At 60.4% G+C, this 17,939-nt stretch carries 14 protein-coding genes; 6 read left to right on the top strand and 8 right to left on the bottom strand.

What is annotated here, in order from left to right:
• Positions 1 to 2 precede the first annotated feature (2 nt).
• From AC07O1_RS07265 to glnT, 8 genes are all read right to left on the bottom strand, one after another.
• Entirely contained in the window at positions 3 to 1,670 is a 1,668-nt protein-coding gene (locus AC07O1_RS07265) for a SulP family inorganic anion transporter (protein ID WP_495088396.1), read from the bottom strand.
• Between the two features lie 13 nt (positions 1,671 to 1,683).
• Entirely contained in the window at positions 1,684 to 2,301 is a 618-nt protein-coding gene (locus tag AC07O1_RS07270; protein ID WP_495088366.1) for a ParB-like protein, read from the bottom strand.
• Between the two features lie 270 nt (positions 2,302 to 2,571).
• The gene (locus AC07O1_RS07275; RefSeq protein WP_495088367.1) at positions 2,572 to 3,852 is read right to left on the bottom strand and encodes a serine/threonine transporter; all 1,281 of its coding nucleotides are present in this window, start codon (positions 3,850 to 3,852) and stop codon (positions 2,572 to 2,574) included.
• A gap of 477 nt (positions 3,853 to 4,329) precedes the next feature.
• Positions 4,330 to 5,664 (bottom strand): ammonium transporter, encoded by a 1,335-nt coding sequence (locus AC07O1_RS07280; RefSeq protein ID WP_495088368.1) that lies wholly within the window; start codon positions 5,662 to 5,664, stop codon positions 4,330 to 4,332.
• A gap of 279 nt (positions 5,665 to 5,943) precedes the next feature.
• The gene (locus AC07O1_RS07285) at positions 5,944 to 7,266 is read right to left on the bottom strand and encodes an FMN-binding glutamate synthase family protein (RefSeq protein ID WP_419115674.1); all 1,323 of its coding nucleotides are present in this window, start codon (positions 7,264 to 7,266) and stop codon (positions 5,944 to 5,946) included.
• A 10-nt stretch (positions 7,267 to 7,276) separates the two neighbouring features.
• Positions 7,277 to 7,960 carry a protein glxC gene (locus tag AC07O1_RS07290; RefSeq protein ID WP_495088369.1) on the bottom strand — a complete coding sequence of 228 codons (684 nt, stop codon included), beginning with the start codon at positions 7,958 to 7,960 and terminating at the stop codon, positions 7,277 to 7,279.
• Positions 7,961 to 7,971: 11 nt separating this feature from the next.
• The gene (locus AC07O1_RS07295) at positions 7,972 to 8,877 is read right to left on the bottom strand and encodes a class II glutamine amidotransferase (protein WP_494991414.1); all 906 of its coding nucleotides are present in this window, start codon (positions 8,875 to 8,877) and stop codon (positions 7,972 to 7,974) included.
• A gap of 78 nt (positions 8,878 to 8,955) precedes the next feature.
• Entirely contained in the window at positions 8,956 to 10,290 is a 1,335-nt protein-coding gene (gene glnT, locus AC07O1_RS07300; RefSeq protein ID WP_495023702.1) for a type III glutamate--ammonia ligase, read from the bottom strand.
• A gap of 368 nt (positions 10,291 to 10,658) precedes the next feature.
• On the opposite strand from glnT, the gene AC07O1_RS07305 reads away from it, so the two are divergent.
• From AC07O1_RS07305 to AC07O1_RS07330, 6 genes are all read left to right on the top strand, one after another.
• The gene (locus AC07O1_RS07305; RefSeq protein WP_495088370.1) at positions 10,659 to 11,264 is read left to right on the top strand and encodes a helix-turn-helix domain-containing protein; all 606 of its coding nucleotides are present in this window, start codon (positions 10,659 to 10,661) and stop codon (positions 11,262 to 11,264) included.
• A gap of 405 nt (positions 11,265 to 11,669) precedes the next feature.
• Positions 11,670 to 12,536: a formyltetrahydrofolate deformylase gene (gene purU / locus AC07O1_RS07310; RefSeq protein WP_494991411.1), complete on the top strand. Its 867-nt coding sequence runs from the start codon at positions 11,670 to 11,672 to the stop codon at positions 12,534 to 12,536.
• Positions 12,533 to 13,453 carry a bifunctional methylenetetrahydrofolate dehydrogenase/methenyltetrahydrofolate cyclohydrolase FolD gene (gene folD, locus AC07O1_RS07315; RefSeq protein WP_495088371.1) on the top strand — a complete coding sequence of 307 codons (921 nt, stop codon included), beginning with the start codon at positions 12,533 to 12,535 and terminating at the stop codon, positions 13,451 to 13,453. The genes purU and folD overlap by 4 nt, the downstream gene beginning before the upstream one ends.
• The gene (locus tag AC07O1_RS07320; protein ID WP_495088372.1) at positions 13,453 to 14,694 is read left to right on the top strand and encodes an FAD-dependent oxidoreductase; all 1,242 of its coding nucleotides are present in this window, start codon (positions 13,453 to 13,455) and stop codon (positions 14,692 to 14,694) included. Before folD ends, AC07O1_RS07320 begins: the two co-directional genes overlap by 1 nt.
• A 12-nt stretch (positions 14,695 to 14,706) precedes the next feature.
• A complete protein-coding gene (locus AC07O1_RS07325; protein WP_494991408.1) occupies positions 14,707 to 15,012 on the top strand; it encodes a sarcosine oxidase subunit delta in 306 nt (101 codons plus the stop codon).
• On the top strand, positions 14,999 to 17,938 hold the full coding sequence (locus AC07O1_RS07330) for a 2Fe-2S iron-sulfur cluster-binding protein (protein WP_495088373.1): 2,940 nt from the start codon (positions 14,999 to 15,001) through the stop codon (positions 17,936 to 17,938). The genes AC07O1_RS07325 and AC07O1_RS07330 overlap by 14 nt, the downstream gene beginning before the upstream one ends.
• Position 17,939: the final 1 nt, after the last annotated feature.

Raw genomic sequence — 17,939 nt, forward strand, 5'->3', positions numbered from 1 at the left:
TTTTATGCCTGCTGATCAGTCCATGCCTTCAGCGCCTCCTGAACCGCGCCGTCCACACTCAAGCCACTGAGTATCACCTGCGAACGCTCGGTCACCGGCAAGGCCCGCAATGCCTCTTTGGCCTCGTGCTTCAAACGCGCCAGCACCAATCGCTTGCCTTCAACACTGACATGCCCAAAGAACTCCTCCAGCGCCTCGATGCTGGTGCCGTCCAGGTCAGGCGACTCTTCCAGACTCAAAATGACCGTATGAATCGGCTCTTCACTGTGACGTATCAATCTGAGCGCCCCGCCCAGGATCCGTTCGACATTGGCGAAAAACAGCGGCTCACCGGGGCGAAGAATGATCATCCCGGGAATTTTCAGGGCTAAGGGATGGCGTTGCAGATCGACGTAATCATGCCCGCCACCCATTTGCCCAAGGATCTGGATATCCGCCGAGGACATCTGCCTCAGCATCAGCACGACGCTGATGGCGACCGCCACCAACAATCCATCCAGCACACCGAGTACCAGCACCGCCACCACGGCACAGGTGACCAGCAATCGGTCGCGGCGCCAGACAAAATAGCGCCCTAATGGCTGCAGGCTCAGCCCGCGAGCCAGGGCATGAATGACGATGGCCGCCAGCACCGGCTCCGGTGTCAACGCAATGTATGGCAGCACCGTCAGCACGATGGCCAGCACCACCAATGCCGCGATGCCACCTGCCAGGCGCGAGTCGGCACCCGCCGCCTCATTGGCAGAGGTAGCCGAATAACCAGCGCCCGCCGGCATCCCATGAAACAGGCCGGAAATCAGATTAGCCGCCCCAAGCGCGAGCAAATCCCGGTTCGACGACACCCTATCGCCGTGCTTGAGGGCAAAGGAGCTGATCGAGCCGTACGACTCGGCATACAAGATCATCACCATGGCAAAGCCCAACTCACCCAGGCGCAACCAGTCGGCGAACGGCAATACCGGAAGATTCGGGATCTCCAGCCTCAAATCAATCACACCGATCAACTTCACCCCATAGGCCGGCAGGTTCAGCCATTGGCCGGCCGCAATACCGACCATCACCACCAGCAGTCCTCCCGGCAAGCGTTTGACCCGTGCGAACAGCCATAACAGTGCCAAGGCTAGCGCTGCAACGCCGGCACCGGCCCAGTTCCAGTGCGGTAACTGCTCCAGTAACTCAGGCAGAAAACGGATTAGATTGCTGTTGGTCAGGTGCACGCCGACGATGCTGGCGACCTGCTTGATGACGATGGTGATCGCCAGACCAAACGTAAACCCGCGCAATACCGGCTTGGCGATGAAGGACGTCACGCTGCCGAGCTTGAGCAGCCCCGCCAGCAGAAAGAACGCCCCGGTCACCAGCACCAGAGCGATCGCCAGCGTCAATCGCAGCGCTGAATCGCCACCCGCCAGCGTCACGGTCGCCGCCGCCAGCACCGCTGCCGAAGAGGACGTCGCGGAAACAATGGCGTAGCGGCTGGTACCGAACAACCCATAACAGAGCAAACCGGCGAACAATGCGATGACCCCGGCCTGAGGTGGTAACGCCGCGATGCTCGAATAGGCAACGGCTTCAGGCAACAGCAAGCCAGCAATCGACAGGCCTGCAAGCAGATCCCGCGTGCGGTTTTGCGGTGGTGGTGCAGCCTGCTCCGGGGGTGACCCAGAGATTGGCGCGCGCGGACTAATCAGCAATCGGACCGACCCAGCCCGGCAGATATCGGGCTTCCTGACTGCGTGCAAGAATCAGGGCTTTGTCCTGAAGTTTCGGGCCCTGATCGTTGATCAGTTCACTGGCAATCCGGCTGCGGAAAAAATCAGCCCAGAGAAACTCACTGAAGGGCGTCGCGTCCTTGGCGTAACCACCGGCACGTCGCAACTGCCCGGCCAGGCTGCGATAGGGATCGTCTTGCAAATCGGCGATACGCCGAGGGATGGCCTCATATGGACGCCTTTCGCCCTGGGCGTCGTAGGGGTGTGCCCACTGGTTAAAGTTCATCACATTCCAGAACGTCACCGGCTCGACAAAAGACAAATCCTTGAGCACCAGCAGTGCTACGAACTTGACCTCTTCTTGTAGCAGCGCCAAACCGAAATGATGGTGATCGACGATGTAATAACGCCCTTCAGGCCCCAGAATAGAGGGAAACCAATGATTCTCCAGCGCCGCAGCGCGCTCCTTGCGTTTGAGTTTTCCCCAGTCCTTGCGCTTGGCATTCACTTCGGCCAGGCCGACGGTGAGCTGCGTTGGATGCAGTTTTTCCAGCTTACCGGTGATCAGTTGCGGATGAGCACGAGCCATGTAGAGCCTCCAGATGAGAAAGCCCGAAACGTTTGGCGAGTTCACCTGTTTCTAAAAGCAGGAACTGCACGGCGCGGGGCATAAGTCCCAAGCTTAGACGGCAATGGCGCTATGGCCTTGATACCCATCAAATATTCAACGAATCGGTGAGGCAACGTCAGCAAAACCGCCACAGCGCATTGCACGCTGAATCGGCGTCCGTCACTTTGTTCAAGCACACGCTTGTGAGTCGAGGGTCGGCCTGGAGGTCCAGGCTGACCCTGCACAGGCTCAGGCGGTGAGCGAATAAATCAACGCCGAAATCGCCACCAGGCCGACCAGTGTCACGAAGACGTTGGAGGCCTGGCCGCGATACGCAGCCATGGCCGGCACACGACGGATCGCATACATCGGCATCAGGAACAGAATCGCCGCGATGACCGGGCCACCCAAAGTTTCGATCATGCCCAGGATGCTCGGGTTGAGCGTCGCGACGATCCAGCACACCACCAGCATGAAGGCAGCGGTCATGCGATCCAGAGTCTTCGGTGCCGGGCGACGGCCACTCTTGACGATCAAGCCCTTCAGGCCTTCGCTGGCGCCAATGTAGTGCCCCAGGAATGACTTGGAGATGGCCACAAAGGCAATCAGCGGTGCGGCGAAAGCAATCGTCGGGTTGCTGAAGTGGTTGGCCAGGTACGACAGGATCGACAGGTTCTGCGCCTTCGCTTCAGCCAATTGCGCTGGCGACAAAGTCAGCACGCAGCTAAAGACAAAGAACAGCACCATCACCACCATCAAGCCGTGGGCGCGAGACAGGATCTGCGAGCTGCGCTCTTCAGCATGGGCGCCATAACGACGCTTCTGGTCCACCGCAAACGCCGAGATGATCGGCGAATGGTTGAACGAGAACACCATCACTGGAATCGCCAGCCACAGCGTGTGCAGCAGGGCCGAAGGCTCAGGCAGTGTGGTCGCAGTGGCGAGAATGCCGCCGGTCCAGTGCGGAACCAGGAACACTGCCAGGAAAAGCAACGCAACGATGAACGGATAGACCATCAGGCTCATGGCCTTGACGATCGCCTGTTCGCCACAGCGCACCACTGCCAACAGGCCGAGAATCAGCACGAACGACAGAATCGCCCGCGGTGGCGGCATGATGTGCAACTGGTGCTCGAGGAAACTGCCCACGGTGTTGGTCAGGGCTACGCTGTAGATCAGCAGAATCGGGAAGATGGCGAAGAAATACAACAAGGTGATCAGCGCGCCAGCCTTGATCCCGAAATGCTCTTCGACCACTTCGGTGATGTCCGCACCCGCACGGCCGGAGAGCACGAAGCGGTTGAGGCCGCGGTGCGCATAAAAAGTCATCGGAAACGCCAGCAGCGCCAGAATCAACAACGGCCAGAAGCCGCCTAGACCAGCGTTGATAGGCAAAAACAGGGTACCCGCACCGATTGCCGTGCCAAACAGGCCCAGCATCCAGGTAGTGTCATGACGATTCCAGCTACTTAGGCTTGCTGGTACCGCCGCATCAAAGCGTTCGCCGACGCTATTGGCCTGATCATTCATCCGGTCGGATCTCCGCATTCCGTTCATTTGCCACACAGCCGGAGCGAGTCAGAAAAAGCTGACAGGCAGCGCCCCGGCCGTAACAGGGGCGCGATTCTCCGGGATTAATCAACAGAAGCAAAGACTTAGCTGAGCAGCGGTAAAGCGGATGAGCTTGAGCGCCAGAAATTTTCTGTGGCAGCAACGCCCTCATCGCAGTTCAGCTCGGCTCCTACAAAAAAGCCGGAACCAAGGCTAATGCCAGTCAGTTAAGGATTTTTAAGTTCAGCACTGTCCCCCGTAGCAGCTGCCGAAGGCTGCGTCCGGCTGCGCAGCAGTCGTAAAACAGTCACTGCGGTATTCCAGACAAATCGTGGAAGCAGGATTTGCGACGGCTTCGCCGCCGGACGCAGGCTTCGCCAGCTGCTACGGTCCGCGTAATGTCTTAACTGACTGGCATTGGGAGCCAAGGCTCCTCATCTTTTTTAACCTGCCGGATCACACGCTGTAAGCACGCTCGTCATGCTCGGCCAGGTCCAGGCCCACTGTCTCGTTCTCGCCACTGGTGCGCAGGCCGAGGGTCCATTCCAGTACCTTGAGGATGATCAGGCTCACGACAAAGCAGTAGACGAAGGTGAAGCTGACGCCCTTCAACTGAGTCAGCACCTGAGTCACGATATCCAGATTCTCGACGTAACCGCCCAATGCAGGAGACGCGAAGACGCCGGTCAGGATCGCACCGACGATTCCGCCAATGCCGTGCAGGCTGAACACATCCAGCGAATCATCGTAACCAAGCTTCTGCTTCAGCTGGCTGACGCCGAAGAAACAGGCGGCCCCGGTGATCAGGCCAATCGCCAAGGCACCGGCCGGACCGACAAAAGCACAGGCCGGGGTGATGCCGACGAGGCCGGCCAATGCACCTGAGGCCGCACCGAGCGCGCTGGGCCGACCCTGGATCAGGGATTCGGTGAGCATCCAGCCGACGACACCGGCGCACGCTGCCACCTGGGTGGTCAGCATGATGATCCCGGCACCGGTATTCACCGCGGCTCCCGAGCCGATATTGAATCCGAACCAGCCAACCCACAGCAGACCGGCGCCCATCAGGGTGAAACCGAGGTTATGCGGTGGCATCGCGACGTTCGGGTAGCCTTTGCGTTTGCCCAGTACCAGGCACGCCACCAGTGCCGCCACGCCCGCATTGATATGCACCGCAGTGCCGCCGGCGAAATCCAGCACACCCCAATTGACCATCAAGCCGCCGGGTCCGCCCCAGATCATGTGCGCGACCGGCGCGTAGACAAAGGTGAACCACAGCGCCATGAACGCCAGCGCGGCGCTGAACTTCATGCGCTCGGCGAATCCACCGGCAATCAGCGCCGGCGTAATGATCGCGAAGGACATCTGGAACACGCTGTAGACGCCTTCGGGAATACTGCCGACCAGGCTGTCGTGGGTCATGTCGAGCATGAACACTTTGCTGAAACCGCCGACAAAGCTGTTCAGATTGACTTCACCGGCGACCATGCCAGTCGCGTCGACGACGATGCTGTAGCCGTAGACCACCCACAGCACACCGATCACCCCGGCGATGGCAAGCAACTGAGTGAACACCGAGAGGAAGTTTTTCGCCCGGACCATCCCGCCATAAAACAGCGCCAGGCCCGGAATGCACATCAACAATACGAACATCGTCGCGGTCATCATCCAGGCGGTGGTACCGGTGTCCAGGGTGACATCGGCCGCCGAGGCCAGAGGCGACAGGCACAGTGCCGCGAACATCAGCGTCAGCCGGGAGAAAGTCAGCCGTGAATCAGGGAATGGAATCATTGTCAGCAAGCTCCAGAGCAGGAAAATCGTCTAAAGGGGGCTGGCAGAGGAAAGAAAGTGCGAGGTGATGGGGCCTCGCGGTGCATACGGGTCTGTGCCCGCTGGTGGTAAAACCGGAGACCTGTGGGAACGGGCTTGATCGTTCCCACGCTCTGCGTGGGAATGCAGCCCGTGACGCTCCGCGTCACCTCCAAGAGCCGACGCAGAGCGTCCAGTGAGGCATTCCCACGCGGGAGCGTGGGAACGATCGATCGAGCCCACTCCCACAGGTCCTACGTTTTAGTACTGCTGCCCAGGAATCCACGAAGTCCCGGCCAACGGTACGCGGGCCATGGCGGCGGCTTCCACGGTCAAGGCCACCAGATCCTCAGGGTCGAGGTTATGCAGGTGCGACTTGCCGCAAGCCCGGGCCATGGTCTGGGCTTCGAGGACCAGCACCCGCAGGTAGTTGGCCAGACGTCGACCGCCCTCCACCGGATCCAACCGCTTGGACAGTTCCGGGTCCTGGGTGGTGATGCCCGCCGGGTCGCGGCCCGCTTGCCAGTCATCGTAGAAACCGGCGGCCGAACCAAGCTTGCGCAGTTCCTCGTCCAGACGTGGATGGTTGTCACCCAGGGCGATCAACGCCGCCGTACCAATGGCCACCGCATCCGCGCCGAGGGCCATGGCCTTGGCCACGTCGGCACCGTTACGGATACCGCCGGAAACGATCAACTGCACCTTGCGATGCATGCCCTCCTCCTGCAACGCCTGCACCGCAGGCGGGATGGCACCGAGAATCGGAATGCCGACGTGCTCGATGAACACCTCCTGAGTCGCCGCTGTGCCGCCTTGCATGCCGTCGAGCACAATCACATCGGCACCGGCCTTGATCGCCAGTTTGACGTCGTAGTACGGACGGCTCGCGCCGATCTTCACGTAGATCGGTTTTTCCCAATCGGTGATTTCACGGATCTCGGCGATCTTGATCGCCAGGTCGTCCGGCCCGGTCCAGTCCGGGTGACGGCAGGCACTGCGTTGATCGACGCCGATGGGCAGCGTGCGCATCCCGGCCACGCGCTCGGTGACTTTCATGCCCAGCAGCATGCCGCCGCCACCTGGTTTGGCGCCCTGCCCCAGGACGATTTCGATGGCATCGGCCTTGCGCAGATCATCCGGGTTCATGCCGTAACGCGATGGCAGGTACTGATAAACCAGGTGCTGGGACTGTCCGCGCTCTTCCGGGGTCATGCCGCCGTCGCCGGTGGTGGTGCTGGTCCCGGCGATGGTCGCGCCACGGCCCAGGGCTTCCTTGGCATTCGCCGACAAGGCGCCGAAGCTCATGCCGGCAATGGTTACCGGAATCTTCAGGTGCAGGGGCTTTTTGGCGAAGCGGTTGCCGAGGATCACATCGGTGCCGCATTTCTCGCGATAGCCTTCCAGCGGATAGCGGGAAACACTGGCGCCGAGCAATAGCAAGTCATCGAAGTGCGGCAGCTTGCGCTTGGTGCCGCCACCGCGAATGTCGTAGATGCCGGTTTCGGCGGCGCGCTGGATTTCCTGAATGCTCAGGCGGTCGAAAGTCGCGGATTCGCGCAGGACCGGAACAGGTTTGTCGCTCATTGTGTTCTCCTTAGTACGCGGACGCGTTATCGACTTTGAAGTTGTACAACTGACGGGCCGAACCGTAGCGTTTGAAGGCTTTCGGGTCAGCGGTGAAACCGGCTTGGTCCAGCAGCTCTTTGAGCTCGGCAAGATGTTCGTCGCGCATTTCCTTTTCAATGCAGTCCGACCCCAGCGACTGCACGCTGCCCTGCACGTAGATCCGGGTTTCGTACAGCGAATCGCCCAAGGCATCGCCGGCATCGCCGCAGACCACCAGCCGCCCGGCCTGGCCCATGAAGCAGCTCATGTGGCCGATGCTGCCGCCGACCACGATGTCGATGCCTTTCATGGAAATCCCGCAACGCGCACCGGCGTCGCCCTCGATCACCAGCAAGCCGCCATGAGCGGTGGCGCCAGCGGCCTGGGAGGCGCTGCCCTTGACCCGTACCGAACCGGACATCATGTTTTCCGCCACACCGGTACCGACGTTGCCGTGCACAGTGATGTGGGCTTTCTTGTTCATGCCTGCGCAGTAGTAACCGGCGTGGCCCTGGATATCGATGAACAGTTCCTGGTCAACGCCGACCGCAATGTTGTGCGCGCCGTTGGAATGGGTCACCACCCACTCAGCAAAGCTCAGTTGTCTGGCCTGGTCGTGCAGCGCCTGATTGAGCTCGCGTACTTCACTGACAGATAGATCGATAGTTTTCATAACGGGGCTCCTCAGGCGCTTTTGCGTTCCCAGATGTACATGGTGGATGGCGCCGGTTCCCAGACCTTGGCGTTCTCGATGCCGGGCAGGCTGGAGAGCGCCTGGTATTCCGAGGCCATGGCGACGTAGTCGTCGGTTTCGGCGAGGATCGCCGGCTTGCAGGCAATCGGATCGCGGATCACCGCGAAGCCGTTGCGGGTGCCGATGGCGAACGTGAAGAAACCGTCGAGGTCGTCCAGCGCGTGATCCAGCGCCACTTTCAGCGAGTCGCCCTGTTGCAGGCGCCAGGCCAGGTAACCGGCGGCGACTTCAGTGTCGTTCTCGGTCTGGAACACGATGCCCTGACGCTTGAGTTCCTGGCGCAGGCGGAAGTGGTTGGACAACGAGCCGTTGTGCACCAGGCACAGGTCGGCACCGGTGGAAAACGGGTGGCTGCCTTCCATGGTCACGGCGCTTTCGGTGGCCATGCGGGTATGGCCGATGATGTGACTGCCTTTCATCCCGGCGAGGTTGAAGCGCTCGGAGATTTCCTTGGGCAAGCCCATGCCCTTGAGGATCTCAATGCTTTGACCGGCGCTCATGATGCGCACGCCCGGCGCCAGTTCGGCCAGTGCACTGCGAACAGCGGCTTCTTTGGCGGGGGTTTTCAACACCACTGCGCTGGCGTTCTGAAACCAGTTCACCGACTGGCCGAGCCGGCCTTCCAGCGCGCCCATCAGGGCATTGAAGTCAAAACCGGGCACCGTGCTTTGCAGGGTCAGCTTGACCGAGCCTTCAGCCACTTCATCGCCATAAATGGCAAAGCCGGCGCTGTCCGGGCCACGGTCGGTCATCGACAGCAGCATGGGTTCGAAGAGTTTGCCAAGCCGGGACTCCAGCGCTGGATTCTTCAAGTACAGACCTACGATTCCGCACATACATTTCTCCTACTGGGCAGCCGGTTCCTCGATCAGAGGTACCGGGTCGATACAAAACGGGTGGTTGAAAAGACTCGCTTAGAAAAATTCGGTGTAGCGCTGGATCTCCCAATCGGAGACGTGGCGGCTGTACTCGACCCATTCCATGCGTTTGAGCTCGATGAACTCGTTGACGATTTCGCTTCCGAGTTTTTCCCGGAACAACGGATCGGCATCCAGCGCGTCACAGGCTTCCTTGAGGCTTTGCGGCAAGGTGGCGATGCCACGGCCAGCGATTTCTTCGAGGCTCAGGGAGTAGAGGTTTTCGTTGCACGGCGGCCCTGCTTCCAGCTTGCGGTCGATGCCGTCCAGGCCGGCAGCGATGATCGCGGCGCTGACCAGGTACGGGTTGCAACCGGCATCCGGCAGGCGAAACTCGAGGCGCCCATAAGGGACACGGACCATCGCCGAGCGGTTGTTGGAGCCGTAGGCAACGAACGCTGGAGCCCAGGTCGAACCGGAAAGCGAACGGCCGACCACCAGGCGTTTGTAGGAGTTGACCGTCGGCGCGGCGAAAGCACACAACGCCGGACCATGGGCCAGCAGGCCGGCCGCGAAGTGATAGGCCATTTTCGACAGGCCCATGCCACTTGAGTCGCTGGCGTCATGGAACAGGTTCTTGTTCACAGCGTCAGCGATCGACAAGTGAAAGTGCATGCCGTTGCCCGCACGTTTGGGGTCAGGCTTGGGCATGAACGAGCAGATCATCCCCAGGTCGTTGGCGACTTCACCGGCGGCCATGCGGAAGAAGGTGAAACGATCGGCCGAAGTCAGCGCATCGCTGTAGGTGTAGTTGATCTCGAACTGGCCGTTGGCGTCTTCGTGATCGATCTGATAGATGTCGAAATCGACTTTCTGCAACGCTTCGGTAAGGTTCTCCAAGAACTGCCGCGAGCGCGACAGGCCTTTGTAGTCGTAGCAGGGTTTGTCCAGGTTATCGCTGGCATCAACGCTGCATAGCTTGCCTTCGGCGTCACGACGGAACAGGCTGAACTCGGGTTCCAGGCCGGTATTGAGGGTCCAGCCGCGAGCACTCAGGCGCTCCACCTGGCGCATCAAGACGTAACGCGAATCGTAAGGATGGGGTTCGTTGTTGACATGGCCGACGCAGACGATGCGCCCGTAACCCGGCTGCCAAGGCACCGCAGTCAAGGTACTCAGGTCGCCCTTGGCCATGAAGTCCGGGCCGTGGGGTTGCATGCCCATGCCGCAGATGGCGAAACCGGCAAAGCCGGCGCCACTGTCGATCACCGTCTGTAACCCGGAAACCGGCACCGACTTGGTTTTCGCCGAGCCGTGAATATCCACGAACTGAGCCAGCACGTATTTGATTTTGTGCTCATCGATGATTCGTTGTGTATCTGTGGGCAACATCACATATGACTCCTCGAGCAAGGCAAAACAGCGGGATCTGCTTGGAGGGTCGGCCGAAGTCGTTAACGATTGCCCAGTGCTAGAATTCAGCTGGACGAGACCTGAAGCCAACCCGATTATTCTCACAAAGAAATTTACTTTCCTAATGAGAATGCAATTGCCTTGCCAGATTTGCTTTCAGATAGCCGCTCCACAGCGCCTGGCGCCAGGAAACACTGGTGTTTCAAGGGCTCGTCAGGGAAATGAGTGTCGCAACGGGCAAACTTCAGACATGCTGGAACCGCTCAGGCTGGAGAAATGACGGGTAGCAGCAGGAGTGCATCGCACATTCATAGTGCGAAATTTATATTCATGATCGGAAATGAAGCATGAACAAAGTGATTCCCACCGAGGCCGAGCCCCGCTTGAGGCTTGAGCAGTATCTGGGCATGCAAATCAAGCGGCAGCGGCAATTGCAGGAATTGAAGATTGCCGATGTGGCGCAACTGGCCGGTATCAGCCAGGGCATGCTCAGCAAGATCGAAAATGCCCAGGTGTCCACCAGCCTCGATACCTTGAGCCGCCTGTGCGACGCCCTCGGTATGCCGATGTCGAAACTCTTCAGTCAATACGACCAGCAAGGCAGTGGCGCCCTGCTGGTGCGCAAGGGTGAAGGGATGCAGGTGGTGCGTCGCGGCACCGAGAAAGGCCACACCTATCACCTGCTCAACCACACCCGTGGGCCGAAGAAAACCTTCGAGGCTTACATGGTCACCATGGACGATGCCAGCGAAGAGTTCCCGACCTTCTCCCATCCGGGCACCGAGTTTCTCTATCTGCTCAAAGGCGAAATCGTCTACCGCCACGGTAACCAGCTCTATCACATGAAAGCCGGCGACAGCCTGACCTTCGATGGCGAAGTCCCTCACGGCCCCGAGCAGTTGGTGAAAGTGCCGATCCAGCTGCTGTCGATCATGAACTACGGCGACGACTGATCAAGACTCAGCACATCCCCCGTAGCAGCTGGCGTAGCCTGCGTTCGGCGGCGTAGCCGTCGTAAATCCAACCTCCACGGTTAACCTGAAACACCGCAGGGTCCGATTTTACGACTGCTTCGCAGCCGGACGCAGCCTGGCGGCAGCTGCTACAGGGCATCAGCGTTTGGCCACGATACAACATCCAGAACAACCCTCCTCCCCTCGCGCCTCCTTTCTTCCCCCTCGCAAAAAAAACCAAAACAACGCTGGACGGCGTTTTTTATTTCACCTATAAAAAGCGCCACAGGAATATTTTATTCGTGCAGAGAATCTTTATTCAGCGATGAATTTAATTCCCACCGATGAATATTCATCGACTCCACAGCCCCCTTAGCCTGTATGTCACCCTTGCGAGGACCCGTAATGAGTACCGAACCGGACCACTTCATTTTCAAGATCAGCTGCCCGGCGACATCGGGTATCGTCGCCGCCGTGACCTCCTTTCTCGCCGAGAACCGCTGCTACATCAGCGAACTGGCGCAGTTCGACGACGAGGAGACCGGTCAGTTCTTCATGCGCGCGGTCTTTCGCTTCAACAGCGGCGTCACGGGTGACATCGAAACCTTGCGCCGGGGCTTCGATGAAGTGGCTGTGGCACTGAACATGGACTGGCAATTGCACGCCGTCGCCCAGCCGATGCGCGTGTTGATCATGGTCAGCAAATTCGACCACTGCCTGACCGACCTGCTGTACCGCCACCACAAAGGCGAGATGGACATGCAGATCACCGCCATCGTCTCCAACCATCTGGAGCTGCGGCACATGGCCGAACGTGAAGGCATCCGTTTCATCTACCTGCCGGTGACCAAGGACACCAAGGCCCAGCAGGAAGCCGCGCTGCTGAAGATCGTTGAAGAAACGCAGACCGAGTTGGTGGTACTGGCGCGGTACATGCAGATCCTCTCCGATGACCTGTGCAAGCAATTGTCGGGCCGGGCGATCAACATCCATCACTCGTTCCTGCCCGGCTTCAAGGGCGCCAAGCCCTACCACCAGGCCCACCAGCGCGGGGTGAAACTGATCGGCGCGACAGCGCACTACGTCACCTCGGACCTGGACGAAGGTCCGATCATCGAGCAGGAGGTGCAACGGGTCGATCACGCCTACAAGGCAGACGATCTGGTGACTATCGGCCGCGATACGGAAACCGTCGCGCTGTCCAAAGCCGTCAAATATCACCTGCAACACCGGGTGTTCATCAATCGCGAAAAAACGGTGATCTTCCGATGAACAGTTCTATCCCGCTCGCCCGCGACATCGACGGCAAAGCCATTGCTTCCCAGGTCCTCAGCGAGGTCGCGGCCGAAGTCCGTGAACTGGCACAACAGCAGGTGACGCCGATGCTGGCCGTGGTATTGGTCGGTGAAGACCCGGCCAGTCAGGTCTATGTGCGCAACAAGATTCTTCGCGCCAAAGAGGCCGGAATCGGTTCACTGGAACAGCGCTTGCCCGCGACCACCAGCCAGGCGCAATTGCTCGCGGTGATCGCCGAGCTGAACGCCGACCCGACGGTCAACGGCATACTCGTGCAACTGCCGGTGCCGGCGCATATCGACGAAGGCGCAGTGATTCAGGCGATCGACCCGATCAAGGATGTCGACGGCTTTCATCGGGAGAACGTCGGTGGTCTGGTCCAGGGCCAGGAAGTCCTTACACCGTGTACGCCAAGCGGCTGCATGCGCCTGTTGCACGACACTTGCGGTGACCTGAGCGGCAAGCATGCGGTAGTGATCGGCCGCTCGAACATCGTCGGCAAGCCCATGGCGACCCTGTTGTTGCAGGCCCACTGTTCGGTCAGCGTGGTGCATTCGCGCAGCGTTGACGCCGCAGCCCTGTGCCGTCTGGCGGACATCGTGGTGGCTGCCGTCGGCCGTGCGCAGATGATCGATGCCAGTTGGCTGAAACCCGGTGCGGTGGTGATCGATGTCGGTATCAACCGCATCGAGACTGAACACGGCAGCCGCCTGGTGGGCGATGTCGATTACGCCAGCGCCCGCACCGTCGCCAGCGCCATTACCCCGGTGCCCGGCGGTGTCGGCCCGATGACCATTGCCTATCTGCTGAAAAACACCGTGATCGCCACCCGCCTGCAGCTGCAGCGGGCTGCCGACTCGCCTGCCACTCAACCGCCGATCCAGGAGGCGTGATGCCCTTTAATCTCTTGAAGTACGGCCTCTCCTGCGAGTACACGGCTGAGATGGACCTGCCACCGCCCAAGGAACTCAAGTCTTCCTACGACGTAGTGATCATCGGCGGCGGCGGTCATGGCGTGGCAATTGCCTATTACCTGGCCAAGTACCACGGCATCACCAATGTCGCGGTGCTGGAAAAATCCTATCTGGGTGGCGGCAACACGGCGCGTAACACCGCAGTGATTCGCTCCAACTACTTGACCAGCGAAGGCGTGCGTTTCTACAGCGAGTCGGTGAAGTTGTTCAAGGACCTGTCCAACGAGTTCGACTTCAACATCATGTACTCCGAGCGCGGCCAACTGACCCTCGCCCACACCGACGCAACGGTCCGGGCTTTCCGCCAACGCGCTGAGGTGAACAAGCACTTCGGTGGCCGTACGGAAATGATCGACCGCCAGCAGATCCGCGAACTGGTGCCGAGCCTCAACCTCGACCCCGGCCACCTGCCGGTCCTGGCCGGCCTCTGGCATATCGACGGCGGCACCGCCCGCCATGATGCCGTGGCCTGGGGCTACGCCAAGGGCGCAGCGAAACGCGGAGTGGAAATCCATCAGCTGACCGAAGTGCAGGACCTGATTATCGAAAATGGCCGGATCACCGCAGTGAAAACCAACCGCGGCACGATTCAGTGCGGCTGCGCGGTACAAGCCGTGGCCGGGCACAGTTCATTGATGGCCAAGAAGGCCAAAATCGAGATGCCCATCGTCTGCTATCCGCTGCAAGCCATGGTCACCCAACCGTTCAAGCCGTTCCTCGATCCGCTGGTGAGCTCGTCGGCGCTGCACTGTTACGTGCAGCAGACCAGCCGTGGCGAAGTGGTGTTCGGCGGCGGCTCCGACCCCTACCCGCTCTATAACACCCGCTCGACCCTGGACCTGAAGGAAAGCCTGATTTCTGCCGCCATCGAAATGTTCCCGTTCCTGGCCAATGCCAAGCTGATGCGCCAGTGGGCCGGGATCACCGACATGACCCCCGATTACAGCCCGATCATGGGCCTGTCGCCGGTCGACAATTACTATCTGGATGCCGGTTGGGGGACCTGGGGCTTCAAGGCCACGCCAATCTGCGGCAAGACCATGGCCGAACTGGTCGCCTCCGGCGGCAAGGTTCCGGACCTGATCAAGCCTTTTGGCCTGGAACGCTTCTCGACCTTCCAGCAAGTCAACGAGATGGGCGCGACCGCGGCCAGTCACTAAGGGGCGAAACCTATGAAAGTCATGAATTGCCCACTGAACGGGCCGCGCAATATCACCGAGTTCACCTACGGCGGCGAGTTCAAGGACATGCCCGACCCGGTGACCTGCAGCGACGCCCAATGGGCGCATTACGTGTTCAACAGCGAGAACGCCGCCGGCGTGGTTCGCGAGTGGTGGATGCACAACGCCTCGAGCTACTGGTTCCTGGCCGAGCGCCACACCGTTACCGACGAAATCCTGCGCACTTTCGATGCTCGCGAAATCTACAACCAGCGCGTCGAGTTCAGCCTTGCGGAGCACAGCAATGAGCCAGCCTGATTCCACCTTTGAAAGCCGCTTGCCGCTGCCCATGGGCCTGCTGATCGATCGGCAACGCCCGTTGCTCTTCAACTTCGACGGCAAGCCCTATTCCGGCTTTGCCGGTGACAGCATCGCCAGCGCCCTGCTCGGCAGCGGCCGTTTTTTGCTCTCGCGCTCGTTCAAATACCACCGCCCACGCGGCCCGTTGACCATGGCCGGGCAAGACGCCAACACCCTGGTGCAACTGCCGCAAGAGCCTAATGTGTTGGCCGATACTCACTGGCTGCAGGCCGGTGTCCAGGTCAGCGGACAAAACTATGCCGGCTCCCTGGACAATGACCGGGATGCGCTGCTGGGCAAATTCTCGCGATTCATGCCGGTGGGCTTTTATTACCGCTCGTTCTACAAGCCCAAGGGCATGTGGAAAATCTGGGAGCCGCTGATTCGCAAAAAGGCCGGGCTGGGCATCCTCAACCTGGATTTCAAGCCGCAGTATTACGACAAGGCTTACCTGTTCGTCGATCTGGCCGTGGTCGGCGCCGGGCCCGCCGGCTTGCAGGCAGCACTGACCGCCGCCAATGCCGGGGCCAAAGTGCTACTGATCGAGCAACAGCGTCTATTGGGTGGCGCACTCACCTATGCACGCTTCGACGTGCAGGGCGCTCAGGCCGATGACGTGCGCCAGGCGCTGGTGAACGCAGTCAGCCAGCACGCCAACATCCAGATTCTCACTGAAGCGACCTGCAACGGCTGGTTCACCGACAACTACCTGCCGGTGATCAAGGACAAGCGCATGTACAAAGTGCGCGCCAGCCAATGCATCATCGCTTCGGGCGCCTTCGATCAGCCGGTGATTTTCCGCAACAACGACCTGCCCGGCGTGATGCTGTGCAGCGCCGCGCAACGCTTGATGAAGTTGTACGCGGTCAAACCCGGCAAACGCGCGGTGGTCCTGACCGGCAACGACGACGGTTATCGCACCGCGCTGGATTTGCTGGAGCAAGGGGTTGAAGTCGCAGCCGTAGTCGACATGCGCAACGGCGCCGACGATGCGCGTCTGAGCACCGAGCTCAAACGCCTGGGCGTTACCCTGCACCTGCAACACACCGTTTATGAAGCCTTGCACAGCAAAGGCATGCGCCACATCAGCGGCGTCGATATCCGACGCATCACGGCGCGTGGTGAAGTGGGCAAGGAACGTCTGCAACTCGATTGCGACCTGCTGTGCATGACCGCAGGCTACATGCCGGTCTATCAACTGGCCTGTCAGGCGGGTGGCAAGTTGGCCTACGCCGACCCGGTGGCGGAGTTCGCCATCACCGGCCTGCCGAAAAACCTCGCCATCGCCGGTTCCGTCAACGGTCGGCACCTGCTGGAAAACGTACTCAAGGACGGTGCCAAAGTCGGTGCGCAAGCGGCGTTGGCCTTGGGCCTGGCTGTGGAGCATCAGGAGCAGGCGCTGAGCCCCGAACATCGGGTCAACTTCGACTGGCCAATCTTCGCCCACCCGAGCGGCAAGGAATTCGTCGACTTCGATGAAGACCTGCAAATCCGCGACATCATCAACGCGACGCGCCACGGCTATCGCGACGTGCAGTTGGTCAAACGCTTCTCCACCGTGGGCATGGGGCCTTCGCAAGGTCGGCACTCGGCACTGCCAACGGCGCGTCTGGTGGCCGCCAGCACCCAGCGCACTGTCAGCGAAACCGGCGTCACCACCGCTCGCCCGCCGTTCGAGGCGGAAAAACTGGCACACATCGCCGGTCGCAGTTTCGACCCGATCCGGCGTACCGCCATCCATCAGCGTCATCTACAGGCCGGGGCGAAAATGATGCCGGCCGGTAACTGGCAGCGTCCGGCCTACTACGGCTTCAAGGACAAAAATGGCCAACCGGCCAGCCGTGAGCGCTGCATGCAGGAAGAAGCCTGTCATGTGCGCAAAAGCGTCGGCCTGATCGACGTCTCGACCCTGGGTGGCCTGGACATTCGCGGCCCGGATGCCGCCGAACTGCTGGAGCGGATGTACACCTTCGCGTTCGCCAAACAACCGATTGGCCGCACCCGTTATGCGTTGATGACCAACGAACACGGTGTGGTCATCGACGACGGCGTCTGTGCGCGGCTGGCTGACCAACACTTTTATGTCACGGCCACCACCAGTGGTGTCGACCGGATCTATCAGTCGATGCTCAAGTGGAACGTGCAATGGCGGCTGAACGTCGACATTGCCAACGTCACCGCGGCCATCGCGGCGGTCAACCTGGCCGGGCCCGAATCGCGCAAGGTGCTGGAAAAGGTCTGCGCCGATATCGACCTCTCGCCTGACGCCTTCCCTTACCTGGGTGTGCGTCAGGGCACGGTGGCCGGGATCGCCGCTCGGGTCATGCGGGTCGGCTTCGTCGGCGAGCTGGGGTATGAGATCCATGTGCCGGCGCGTTATGCCGAATACCTCTGGGACACGCTGATGGACGCCGGACGTGAACAGGGCATTCGCCCGTTCGGCGTCGAAGCACAGCGCTTGCTGCGGCTGGAAAAAGGCCACGTGATCATCAGCCAGGACACCGATGGCATGACCCACCCTGCAGAAATCGACATGGGTTGGGCGATCTCGCGCAAGAAGCCGTTCTTCGTCGGCCGGCGCTCCGTGGACATCCTCGAAGCCCAGCCGCTCAAGCGCAAACTGGTGGGTTTCACCTTGCCCAAGGGCAGCAGCCAACCGCTGGAAGGTCATCTGGTGCTCAAGGGCCCGGACATCAGCGGCAACGTCACCTCCTGCGAATATTCGCCAACGCTGGGCATGATCATCGGACTGGCCTATGCCGCCGTCGATCAGAGCACACCGGGGCAACAGATTCCGATTCGGGTAGAGGGCGCGCAAGTGGTACAGGCCACGGTGGTCAAACTGCCGTTCTTCGATGTCGATAGCCAACGCCAGGAGTTGTGAT

It is taken from the genome of Pseudomonas sp. GW821-FHT07G10 (assembly GCF_059418545.1).

What these genes read in the sequence shown, in the direction of transcription:
- AC07O1_RS07270 (WP_495088366.1), bottom strand. Translation starts at nt 2,301, where the DNA reads ATGGCTCGTGCTCATCCGCAACTGATCACCGGTAAGCTGGAAAAACTG.
- AC07O1_RS07275 (WP_495088367.1), bottom strand. Translation starts at nt 3,852, where the DNA reads ATGAATGATCAGGCCAATAGCGTCGGCGAACGCTTTGATGCGGCGGTA.
- AC07O1_RS07280 (WP_495088368.1), bottom strand. Translation starts at nt 5,664, where the DNA reads ATGATTCCATTCCCTGATTCACGGCTGACTTTCTCCCGGCTGACGCTG.
- AC07O1_RS07285 (WP_419115674.1), bottom strand. Translation starts at nt 7,266, where the DNA reads ATGAGCGACAAACCTGTTCCGGTCCTGCGCGAATCCGCGACTTTCGAC.
- AC07O1_RS07290 (WP_495088369.1), bottom strand. Translation starts at nt 7,960, where the DNA reads ATGAAAACTATCGATCTATCTGTCAGTGAAGTACGCGAGCTCAATCAG.
- AC07O1_RS07295 (WP_494991414.1), bottom strand. Translation starts at nt 8,877, where the DNA reads ATGTGCGGAATCGTAGGTCTGTACTTGAAGAATCCAGCGCTGGAGTCC.
- glnT (WP_495023702.1), bottom strand. Translation starts at nt 10,290, where the DNA reads ATGTTGCCCACAGATACACAACGAATCATCGATGAGCACAAAATCAAA.
- AC07O1_RS07305 (WP_495088370.1), top strand. Translation starts at nt 10,659, where the DNA reads ATGAACAAAGTGATTCCCACCGAGGCCGAGCCCCGCTTGAGGCTTGAG.
- purU (WP_494991411.1), top strand. Translation starts at nt 11,670, where the DNA reads ATGAGTACCGAACCGGACCACTTCATTTTCAAGATCAGCTGCCCGGCG.
- folD (WP_495088371.1), top strand. Translation starts at nt 12,533, where the DNA reads ATGAACAGTTCTATCCCGCTCGCCCGCGACATCGACGGCAAAGCCATT.
- AC07O1_RS07320 (WP_495088372.1), top strand. Translation starts at nt 13,453, where the DNA reads ATGCCCTTTAATCTCTTGAAGTACGGCCTCTCCTGCGAGTACACGGCT.
- AC07O1_RS07325 (WP_494991408.1), top strand. Translation starts at nt 14,707, where the DNA reads ATGAAAGTCATGAATTGCCCACTGAACGGGCCGCGCAATATCACCGAG.
- AC07O1_RS07330 (WP_495088373.1), top strand. Translation starts at nt 14,999, where the DNA reads ATGAGCCAGCCTGATTCCACCTTTGAAAGCCGCTTGCCGCTGCCCATG.